The 6,876-nt window shown below is 72.2% G+C and carries 7 protein-coding genes; 4 read left to right on the top strand and 3 right to left on the bottom strand.

Annotated elements, in window-relative coordinates; all coding sequences use genetic code 11:
* Positions 1-133 precede the first annotated feature (133 nt).
* Both AF1_RS23140 and AF1_RS23145 read left to right on the top strand, forming a co-directional pair.
* Positions 134-1,633 carry an aldehyde dehydrogenase family protein gene (locus tag AF1_RS23140; RefSeq protein ID WP_067803097.1) on the top strand — a complete coding sequence of 500 codons (1,500 nt, stop codon included), beginning with the start codon at positions 134-136 and terminating at the stop codon, positions 1,631-1,633.
* Positions 1,634-1,688: 55 nt separating this feature from the next.
* The gene (locus tag AF1_RS23145; RefSeq protein WP_067803100.1) at positions 1,689-2,183 is read left to right on the top strand and encodes a GNAT family N-acetyltransferase; all 495 of its coding nucleotides are present in this window, start codon (positions 1,689-1,691) and stop codon (positions 2,181-2,183) included.
* Positions 2,184-2,530: 347 nt separating this feature from the next.
* Here the strand turns inward: AF1_RS23145 and AF1_RS23150 are convergent, their stop codons facing one another.
* Positions 2,531-4,138 (bottom strand): GMC family oxidoreductase, encoded by a 1,608-nt coding sequence (locus AF1_RS23150; RefSeq protein ID WP_067803103.1) that lies wholly within the window; start codon positions 4,136-4,138, stop codon positions 2,531-2,533.
* A 71-nt stretch (positions 4,139-4,209) separates the two neighbouring features.
* Here AF1_RS23150 and AF1_RS23155 point away from each other — a divergent pair, with 71 nt between their 5' ends.
* Positions 4,210-4,842: a cob(I)yrinic acid a,c-diamide adenosyltransferase gene (locus tag AF1_RS23155; RefSeq protein ID WP_067803110.1), complete on the top strand. Its 633-nt coding sequence runs from the start codon at positions 4,210-4,212 to the stop codon at positions 4,840-4,842.
* A gap of 117 nt (positions 4,843-4,959) precedes the next feature.
* Positions 4,960-5,889, top strand: a complete 930-nt coding sequence (locus tag AF1_RS23160) for a DUF4097 family beta strand repeat-containing protein (protein ID WP_165488433.1) — start codon at positions 4,960-4,962, stop codon at positions 5,887-5,889.
* A 13-nt stretch (positions 5,890-5,902) separates the two neighbouring features.
* Here AF1_RS23160 and AF1_RS23165 read toward each other — a convergent pair whose 3' ends face one another.
* Together AF1_RS23165 and AF1_RS23170 are read right to left on the bottom strand one after the other, a co-directional pair.
* Positions 5,903-6,403, bottom strand: coding sequence for a DUF2550 domain-containing protein (locus AF1_RS23165; protein ID WP_242608951.1), 501 nt, complete (start codon positions 6,401-6,403; stop codon positions 5,903-5,905).
* Positions 6,404-6,419: 16 nt separating this feature from the next.
* Entirely contained in the window at positions 6,420-6,806 is a 387-nt protein-coding gene (locus AF1_RS23170; protein ID WP_067803120.1) for a F0F1 ATP synthase subunit epsilon, read from the bottom strand.
* Positions 6,807-6,876 lie beyond the last annotated feature (70 nt).

Consider the following 6,876-nt stretch of genomic DNA (forward strand, 5'->3'; position numbering starts at 1 on the left):
CACCGGTGGACCCGCCGCCCGGCCGGATTCCACGGGAGTTGGATCCCCGGCTCCCCCACCGGGGATTAGGCTGATTTACTAGCCGACACCCAGCGCAAGCATTCACTTACCAGGCTCCTGCCGGGAGGTCCCCATGTCCGTGGCCACGGAGAACACCGAGACGTTCGCGTCCCTGAACCCGGCCACCGGCGAGGTCGTCGCCGAGCACCCCGTGCAGGACGGGGCCGCCGTGGCCGCGGCGATCGAGCGCGCCCGCAAGGCCGCCGAGTGGTGGCGCGCCCTCGGCTGGAAGGAGCGCCGGCTCCGGCTGCTCAACGTCAAGGGGTCGCTCACCCGCAACCTGAACCGGATGGCCGAGCTCATCCACCAGGAGACCGGCAAGCCGGTGCAGGACGCCCAGCTTGAGACGATCATGGCGATCACCCATCTGGACTGGGCCGCCCGCAACGCGCACAAGACCCTCGGACCGCGCAGCGTCTACCCCGGTCTCATGGCGATCAACCAGCGCTGCGTGCTGGAGTACCAGCCGCTCGGCGTCGTCGGCGTCATCGGCCCCTGGAACTACCCGATCTTCACCCCGATGGGCTCGATCGGCTACGCGCTCGCGGCCGGCAACGCCGTCGTGTTCAAGCCGTCGGAGTTCACCCCCGGCGTCGGCGTGTTCCTCGCCGAACTGGTCGCCGCGGTGATCCCCGAGCATCCCGTGCTGCAGACGGTCACCGGGTTCGGCGAGACCGGCGCGGCGCTCGCCTCCTCCCCGCACGTCGGCAAGATCGCCTTCACCGGCTCGACCCGCACCGCCAAGCGGGTCATGGCCGCCTGCGCCGAGAACCTCACCCCGATCGTCGCCGAGTGCGGCGGCAAGGACGCCTGCATCATCGACGCCGACGCCGACCTCGACGCCGCCGCCGACGCCGCACTGTGGGGCGCCATGTCCAACGCGGGCCAGACCTGCATCGGCGTCGAGCGCATCTACGTCGTGGACGAGGCGTACGACGAGTTCCTCGGCAAGCTCACCGAGAAGGCCCGCGACCTGCGTCCCGGCTTCGACCGCGAGGCCGCCTACGGCCCGATCACCATGCCGGCACAGCTCGACATCATCGAACGGCACATCAAGGACGCGCTGGCCAAGGGCGGCAAGGCGGTCGTCGGCGGCCCCGAGTCCGTCCGCAAGCCGTACGTGGAGCCGGTCGTGCTGACCAACGTGCCGGACGACTCGGCCGCCGTCTGCGAGGAGACATTCGGCCCGACGATCACCGTCCACCGCGTCAAGAGCCTGGACGAGGCGGTCGAGAAGACCAACAAGACCGGCTACGGCCTCGCCGGGACGATCTTCTCCGGCGACCGGTCCCGCGCGATGGACATCGCCCGCCGGATGCGGTCGGGCATGACGGCCATCAACGCGTTCGCCGCGTTCGCCCAGGTCGCCGCGCTGCCGTTCGGCGGTGTCGGCGAGTCCGGGTTCGGCCGCATCCACGGCGCGGACGGCCTGCGCGAGTTCGCCCGCCCGAAGGCCATCACCCGGCAGCGGTTCGCGACGATGAACCTGACCACGTTCGGCCGCAGCGAGAAGGAGATGGCCCGCGTCCTCGGCCTGATCAACATGATCCACGGCCGCCGCTACAAGCGGTGACGCCGTGCTCGCCCCCCGCCGGATTCCGGCGGGGGCCGCGCCTAGACTCGAAACCATGACATCCGGGACGTTCGGCGCACCCGTGCGCAGCCGCCTTCAGGTGACGCTCGGCGCGACACCTCCGCCCGCGCCCGGCCTGCGACCATTCGCCGACGCCGACGTCCCCGCGCTCGCCGCCGTCATGTGGGCGGCCTACCGCGGCACACCCGACGAGGCCGACGTCGGCAACCTCGTCGGCGCGGCACGCGAGATCCAGCTCACCCTGGACGGCGAGTACGGCACGTTCCTGCGCGACGCGTCGTTTGTCGCCGATCACCACGGCCGTCCGGTAGGGGCCGCCTTGGTCACCCTCTACATGGACGTGCCGCTGCTGGCCTTCCTCTTCACCGACCCCTCCCACGCCGGGCAGGGCCTGGGCAAAGGGCTGATCCACGCGGCCATGCACGCCCTCGTCCAGCAGGGCCACGACACCCTCACCCTGGCCGTGACCCGCCGCAACCGCCGCGCGCGCCGCCTCTACGACCACCTGGGATTCATCGAAGTCGCCTGACCCACCGAACCGGCCCGAAGGCGCTAAGCGGCCGGCTCAGGTTCTTTCGGTGCGGCCGCCGCGGACTAAGGCGGTCTGAGGCGGTGAATATAAGGCGTCGTCCCAATGTGGGGGGCGGGGGCTTAGGACGAACCTTGTACATGTCGGGCCAAGAGGGCCCGGCGGGAACAAGGAGAACGACATGATCCGCCCGGAGTTCAGCAGCATCATCATCAGCGACCGCGTCAGGGTCCTGCGGAGCGAGGTGAAGAACGCACGCCGCGCCCGCATCGCGAAGGCGCTGAAGCGGTGACGCCCGCGGCCTGTCCGCACGGCCCCACGCCCCCGTCAGCTGACGGGGGCGTTCCTCATTTCCGGGCGCCGGCCGTCCGGGAGCCCGCCGGCTGCAACGGGGTCCGGCCGCGGATCAGGTCGGCGGCGCGTTCGGCTATCGCGATCGTGGGGGCGTTGGTGTTGCCCCGGGGGACGGCCGGCATGACCGAGGCGTCCACGACGCGGAGGCCCTCGACGCCGCGAACACGCAGGTCGGGGTCGCAGACCGAGTCGTCGCCGCCCATCGCACAGGTGCTCGTCGGGTGGAACAGCGTCGCGACGTCGCGGCGGATGAAGTCGATGATCGCCTCATCGGACTCGACCTGCTCGCCCGGCGCCCACTCGCCGCCGATCAGCGACGCGAGGGGGCCCGACGCGGCGATCTCGCGCGCCTGCCGGACGCCCGCGACCAGGATGTCCAGATCCGCCTTGTCGGCGAGGTAGGCGGGGTCGATCAGCGGCTTGGCGTAGGGGCTGGCGGACCGGAGGGTCAACGACCCGCGGCCGGCGACCGCGATCGCCGTGACCAGGACGGACAGCAGCCGCTCGGACGACTCGGTGAGCCCCTGGTCGACGAACGGCGTCGGCAGCACGTGGTACTGCAGATCGGGGGCGGGCAGCCCCTCGACCGTCCGGACGAAACCGCCCGCCTCGGCCACGTTGGACGCGTAGGGCCCGCGCCCCAGCGCCTGGTACAGGGCCAGGGAGCGCACGTTCGCCTGCTCCCCCAGGACCTTCGTGTGGGGCGTCGCGAACATGACGTTGACGAACGGATGGTCCTGAAGGCGTTGCCCCACCGGCGCGTCGGCCACGACGTCGATGCCGAGGGAACGCAGGTGGTCGGCGGGGCCGATGCCCGACAGCATGAGAAGCTGCGGGCTGTTCACCGCGCCGCCGGACAGCAGGACCTCCGCCTCCGCGCGGGCCGAGTGGATCTCGCCGCGCGCCTCGTAGCGGACGCCGGTCGCCCGCCCGTCCTCGATCACGACGCGGGTGGCGAGGGCGTCGGTGACGACCGTGAGGTTCGGCCGGTTCTCGATCGGATGCAGATATCCGTCCGCCGTCGACCAGCGGCGGCCGCGCTTGTGGGTGACCTGGTAGAAGCCCACGCCGTCCTGGTCGGCGCCGTTGAAGTCGGGGTTCGCGGCGAGGCCGTACGCCTTCGCCGACTGCACCCAGGCGCGGGTCAGCGGGTGCCTGTAGCGGAGGTCCTCCACGCGGAGCGGGCCGCCGACGCCGTGGTAGGGGACGTCGCCGCGCTGCTGGTCCTCGGCGCGGCGGAAGTAGGGCAGGAGATCCTCATAGCCCCAGCCTTCGCAGCCGTAGGAGTCGCGCCAGGTGTCGTAGTCGTGCCGGGCCCCGCGAATGTAGATCATCGCGTTGGTGGACGAGCTGCCGCCGAGCGTCCGTCCCCGCGGCCAGTACACGCTGCGTCCCGCCGCGTGCTCCTGCGGGACGGTCGCATAGTCCCAGTCGTACGGGCCCTTGATCATCGTCGCCACGGCCGCCGGGATGTGGATCTCCGGCGCGTCGTCGGGCGGCCCTGCCTCCAGCAGCAGCACCTGCACGGAGGGGTCCTCGGTCAGTCGGGCGGCGAGAACGCAGCCCGCGCTGCCCGCACCCACGATGATGTAGTCGTACACGGCGGCCTCCGAGGTCTTTCCGGAACCCTACCGAAGGGGCTTCGACCTGCGGCAGGGCTAGGCTGCTCGGCATGGCGAAGAACAGGGACAACCCCGTCGTGCTCTCCCGGATCTACACCCGCACCGGCGATGACGGCACCACCGCTCTCGGCGACGCGTCCCGGACCCGCAAGACCGATCCGCGCCTCGCCGCCTACGCCGACGTCGAGGAGGCCAACGCCGCGATCGGCGCCGCCCTCGCGCTCGGCTCGCTGCCGGAGGACGTCGCCGCGCTGCTGATCCGCATCCAGAACGACCTGTTCGATGTGGGCGCCGACCTGTGCGCCCCCGTCGTCCCCGATCCGAAGTATCCGCCGCTGCGTGTCGAGGCGTCCTACATCGAGCGGCTGGAGGAGGCGTGCGACGAGCACAACGCCGCCCTTCCGGCGCTGCGCAGCTTCATCCTCCCCGGCGGGACGCCGGGCGCCGCGCTGCTGCACCAGGCCCGGACGGTGGCCCGGCGCGCCGAACGCTCCGCCTGGACGGCGATCGAGGCGCACAACGGGCCGCCGGCCGCAGACGGCGAAGACGGCGTCCCCGAGGGCGGCGTCAACCCGCTGACCGCCAAGTACCTCAACCGGCTGTCGGACCTGCTGTTCATCCTCTGCCGCGTCGCCAACGCCGAGCACGGCGACCTCCTGTGGAAGCCCGGCGGGGAACGCTGACCGCTCCGGGGGTGGGGCTAACCCCACCCCCGGATGACCGGCTCCCCACCTGGTGACGCCGTCCCGACCACGCCAGGCTGGTGCTGTACGGGGCATGGCGACAACGGGAGAGACCACGTGAGGACCTTGACGGGCACGGCCGTCCTGGCTGTGGCGGCGACGGCGCTGACCGGCTGCGGCAACCTGAGCTTCGGGACCCACCACGAGGACCGCTCCTACACCGTCCCCTCCGGCGTCACCGCGCTGAAGATCCGGGCGGCCGGGAGCCGGATCGAGGTGACCGCGTCCGACTCCCCCGGCATCCGGGTCGGCGAACGGCTGCGCTGGTCGAACGAGAAGAACAGGCCGCGGGCGAAGCACGTCACCGAGGGCGGCGTCCTGAAGCTCACCTCGAAGTGCGGCACCCAGGTGATCGGGGTCGGCGCGTGCGGGGTCTCCTACCGCGTCCAGGTTCCGCGCTCCACCCCCGTGGAGATCGACAACGCGGACGGCACGATCATCGCCTCCGGGCTCGCCGGGGCGGTGCGGCTGCACAGCGGCAACGGCGCGATCACCGCGACGGACCTGCGCGCCTCCACCGCGTCCCTCAGCACGCGGGACGGGTCGCTGCGCGTCTCGGGCCGCGTCGCCACCGCCGACCTGCGCACCGACAACGGGTCCGTGGACGCGACCGGGCTCACCGCCGGCAAGGTCACGGCCCGCTCCCGCGACGGCCGCATCCGCGTCGGCGGCAGCATCACCGCCGCCGACCTGCGCACCGACAACGGCACCGTCGAAGCCCGCGGGCTGACCGCCGACCGGATCACCGCCAGGTCGAGGGACGGCGCCATCACCCTGCGCTTCACCGCGCCGCCCGCGGACGTCCAGGCCGGGACCGACAACGGCTCCATCCACCTGCGTCTCCCCGCCGGTGAGGGCTACGCGATCAACGCGTCCACCGGCAACGGCAGCAAGTGGATCGACCCGGCCCTCCACCAGGATTCCCAGTCGAAGCGGCACATCAAGCTCACCACCAGAGACGGCGGGATCTCCGTCACGGCACGCTAGCGGTCCGGGCCCGTCACTCCGGACGGCGCGGCTCCGGGTCCGCCGGCTCCGGAGGGTGCAGGTCGACGGGAAAGCCGGGCGGGGCCGCCTCCAGCCACGCCAGGAACCCCGTCAGCGCCGCCGCGCCCATCGCCAGCTCGACGGTCAGATCACCGTCCCGCACCTCGATGACGCTCACGTCCGGCAGCAGGCTCTGCGCCTCCTCCGGACCGGGACTGCGCCGGTTGGAGACGACAAGGCCCCGGCGGTGGATCACCTGCCGGGGCCTCCTGCGGAAACCGAACACGCGGTGCCAGTGCAGTACATCGCCCTTGTACCGGCCGATGCCGAGCCGCCACACTCCCGGGGCTCCGCCCTCCGGGGACAGTTCGCGCAGGCTGCACTCCACGGCGCCGCCGCGGCGTGTGAACAGCCAGCGGCGCACCGCCATGCTGACGAACAGCAGCGCCGCCACGAGGACGAGCGCGGCGAGCACACCGCCCACGTCCAGTGCCAGGTGCTCGCCCAACTCCACCGCCGTCCGTCGACCTCTAGGCCTCGATGCCCGCCGCGCGCAGCCGGGCCCGCGCCCGCCGCTCCGGCGTCGAGTCCTCGCTCTCGGCCGCGAGCGCCGCCTCCAGCGTCTGCCGCGCCTCCGGCACGTCGATCTCGTCGCCCAGCTCGGCCTGCTCCGCCAGCACCGACACCTCGTCGGCGGCGATGGAGAAGAACCCGCTGCCGACCGCCGCGGTGACCGGCTCGCCGCCGTCCGCCGGCTCGATCTTCACCACGCTACCGTCCAGGAGGACGCCCAGCACCGGGGCGTGACCCGGCAGGATGCCGAGCGAGCCCTCGACGGTCTGGGCGACCACCATCTTGGCCTCGCCGGACCAGATCTCGCGCTCCGGCGAGACCAGCCCGACCTTCAGGGTTGCCACGTCTGTCTCCTCCGACTAACTGGAGCGGTTCCGGCGGGGCCGCCCCCGGACGCACGGTCCCGGGGCGGCC

Origin of the sequence: Actinomadura formosensis NBRC 14204 (assembly GCF_001552155.1) — a bacterium.
In the GTDB taxonomy this organism is placed as follows: domain Bacteria; phylum Actinomycetota; class Actinomycetes; order Streptosporangiales; family Streptosporangiaceae; genus Spirillospora; species Spirillospora formosensis.

What these genes read in the sequence shown, in the direction of transcription:
- AF1_RS23140 (WP_067803097.1), top strand. Translation starts at nt 134, where the DNA reads ATGTCCGTGGCCACGGAGAACACCGAGACGTTCGCGTCCCTGAACCCG.
- AF1_RS23145 (WP_067803100.1), top strand. Translation starts at nt 1,689, where the DNA reads ATGACATCCGGGACGTTCGGCGCACCCGTGCGCAGCCGCCTTCAGGTG.
- AF1_RS23155 (WP_067803110.1), top strand. Translation starts at nt 4,210, where the DNA reads ATGGCGAAGAACAGGGACAACCCCGTCGTGCTCTCCCGGATCTACACC.